Below are 2,641 nucleotides of genomic sequence, written 5' to 3'. Positions count from 1 at the left end.
GCATCTATTACAAATTCACCCGAAGAATTGGATTGAATAAGCGCAGGGATTATTTGTAGCGGTTCAATAATAAAGTCCCCAAAGCCTACATCTACCAAGTAACTTATATCGTTCAACACCAACCAAATGGCCATATGGTCAAATTCTGGACTGTACTTTTTGGCTTTGGTAAACACTCGAGCGGAAACCATATGGGCATTAAACCCGAGTTGCACCAGTAATTCACAAAACAAACCGTTTAATTCGTAACAGAACCCACCTCTTTTTCGGACTACAATTTTTTGATATAGGCTCGCCATTTTCAGATCAATTCGTTGCTGGTAATGAATGTCTAAATTTTCAAAAGGAACATGGTACATATGTAACCGAGCCAAGTCAATTAAGGTATCGGTAGAAAGGGTTACAGCTCCTGTAAAACCAATTCTATTTAAATATGCTTGAACGTCCATTACCGGTGTTGATCAATTAATATAGAATTTCCATCTGGGTCGGTAAGAATAATACTTGCGGCTCCCTTAGTCGTTTCATCGCATTCCTGAATGAGTTCCACTCCATTTGATTTCAAATCTTTTTGAATGACCCGAACATCGTCAAATTGCTTTAATTCTTTTGCATTTTCATCCCACCCTGGGTTGAAGGTAATGATATTGTTTTCAAACATGCCTTGAAACAAACCAATAATTGCATTCTCATTTTTCATAATGAGATAATTCATTTTTAAATCTCCACCCAATGGAGAGAAACCCAATTTTTCGTAAAATTCCTTTGATTTTTGAATATCCTTAACCGTTAAGCTAATGGAAAAAGCACCTAATTTCATATGATTTCGTTATGGTAATTAATAGGGTAGAAACAAACATTTCCACTTCCTCGAAGATAAAACTTATTTCAAATTTTCGGCAAAACCAATCGGGTACATTAATGAATATACTCATGGCATTCCGTTTCTCCCTTTTGGGGCGTATTTGTAATACCAGAGAATTTCAACCCCCATTAAATTAAAAACCCATCCAAGCCATGCTACTAAACGGTAAGTATCCATGGGAGGCCATTCAAAAACGCCAATAATTATCCATTTAAACAAGCGAAGGGTAATGGCCGAAAGAGTCAAAGCAAAACTTCGCCACATAAACAATTGATGCTTTTCCCAATCCATCCGTTTAGCCATTTGAAAACCTAAGAATGTAAAATAGAACCACAAAATAGCTTGAATCATAAATGAAATCTGGGATACCCATCCTCCATTGGCATAATAGCCCATTACGAATCCAGAAGGACTCGCAATCACCAAAACCAGAAAAATATACAGCTTACCGGTGAATCTATGAATTTGAGGTAAATGGTCCCTTATCCCAGGAATAAACTGAACTACCGCAAAAACCAAAACCCATATACTCGTAAAAACATGACTGAAAAAAGCCACCTGATAGTGTTTAAGATGGACAACACTTTGTTTTACATTTAAAAAGGCAACATCTAAACGTATTGGTACGTATTGCAACGTAATTAGCACCAATAGGCAAGTAAAGTAACCAAGAAGGATAATACTACCCCAACTTATGACTCTTTTGAAAAATGGATTCATGGATTAACCTCTACCAAAATAATCATAGTACTCCTCCGCATTTTTCTCATATCGAAGTAGCAACTGAATATTGTCTAATTCGATTTGGCTAAACTCCTTAGTAATGTTGGAATATACGGGGATATACCAAGGTTGAGCATCAAAAAAAACACGTAATGGTCTATTTTTAAACGAATACCCATGACGTGCATAAATGGTATTTCTGATAATACGTAAATCCGATTTTTTAAGATTTTCTACATCTTCATTTGTTAAAACAGTGTTGGAAGCATTGATCTGGTAGATGGCATTTGTGGTAGTCGCAAACTCGTCCTTATACCATACTTCAAAATCACCTTCATCAAAAAACAGGGTGTCGGGCTGCGCTTCCTTTGATTTATACCAATCCAAAAACAAACTTCTTTCATCTAACATGATATCTGGTAAATACACATACCTTCTTTTTTTAAGGCTATACTTTCGATGTTGGATCTCCAGCTCATTATAAGCCTTCCATTTCCCATTTAACTCTCCTTGTGAAATGCTGAATTCAAAAACTCCATCATGTGATTCATTACCCGGTTCAGACACCTTAAAAGAAAATATCCGGTTTTCTTCAAAAATCACCTTTCCCTCAAATGGACGATTATTTCCAGCGACCACACTGTGACCAACGACCCTGTTTTCAACTATAGAATCAATCGATATATTGATTTTATTTTCTCTAAACCAAACAAACTCATCTGCATAAACCATAATATCAGAAGCATTGCTTAAACTATCTGGTACAAAATAACCAACCCAGAATCCCAAAACCTCCAGCTCAACAGTACTCTTCTTTTCTTTCTTTATTAAATCGGGAGTTTTCAAATACTTTTTGGGTAGTGAGTCTAAAGTTACCTCTGTTCCCAATTCTTCAATTACCTTGGGAGTTGAGTTTTTAACCTGATTTTCGCAACCTGAAAGTAGAACGCTGACAAAAACAAAGGCGTAAAGCTTATTCATAGGATATCATTTTATGTAGCCGAAAATAAGCAATTGAAAGAACTATAGATTACTTCATTAAACAAGTCTCCC

At 36.0% G+C, this 2,641-nt stretch carries 4 protein-coding genes; all 4 read right to left on the bottom strand.

Annotated elements, in window-relative coordinates; genetic code table 11:
• The coding region (locus tag A9Q93_RS04040) for an arylamine N-acetyltransferase (RefSeq protein WP_303686091.1) at window positions 1-449 on the bottom strand (449 nt) is incomplete at its 3' end.
• The gene (locus tag A9Q93_RS04035) at window positions 449-820 is read right to left on the bottom strand and encodes a VOC family protein (protein ID WP_303686090.1); all 372 of its coding nucleotides are present in this window, start codon (window positions 818-820) and stop codon (window positions 449-451) included. The genes A9Q93_RS04040 and A9Q93_RS04035, both read right to left, overlap by 1 nt.
• Before the next feature lie 111 nt (window positions 821-931).
• The gene (locus A9Q93_RS04030; RefSeq protein ID WP_303686089.1) at window positions 932-1,585 is read right to left on the bottom strand and encodes a DUF2306 domain-containing protein; all 654 of its coding nucleotides are present in this window, start codon (window positions 1,583-1,585) and stop codon (window positions 932-934) included.
• A 3-nt stretch (window positions 1,586-1,588) separates the two neighbouring features.
• Window positions 1,589-2,569: a YARHG domain-containing protein gene (locus A9Q93_RS04025; RefSeq protein WP_303686088.1), complete on the bottom strand. Its 981-nt coding sequence runs from the start codon at window positions 2,567-2,569 to the stop codon at window positions 1,589-1,591.
• Window positions 2,570-2,641: the final 72 nt, after the last annotated feature.

It is taken from the genome of Nonlabens dokdonensis (genome assembly GCF_002162835.1).
Classification (GTDB): Bacteria; Bacteroidota; Bacteroidia; order Flavobacteriales; family Flavobacteriaceae; genus Nonlabens; species Nonlabens dokdonensis_B.
Note: the sequence above shows the minus strand (reverse complement) of the source record. Positions and strands in the feature narration are given on the sequence as shown.

Excerpts from the sequence above, each read along its gene's own strand:
- A9Q93_RS04035 (WP_303686090.1), bottom strand. The coding sequence starts at position 820 with ATGAAATTAGGTGCTTTTTCCATTAGCTTAACGGTTAAGGATATTCAA.
- A9Q93_RS04030 (WP_303686089.1), bottom strand. The coding sequence starts at position 1,585 with ATGAATCCATTTTTCAAAAGAGTCATAAGTTGGGGTAGTATTATCCTT.
- A9Q93_RS04025 (WP_303686088.1), bottom strand. The coding sequence starts at position 2,569 with ATGAATAAGCTTTACGCCTTTGTTTTTGTCAGCGTTCTACTTTCAGGT.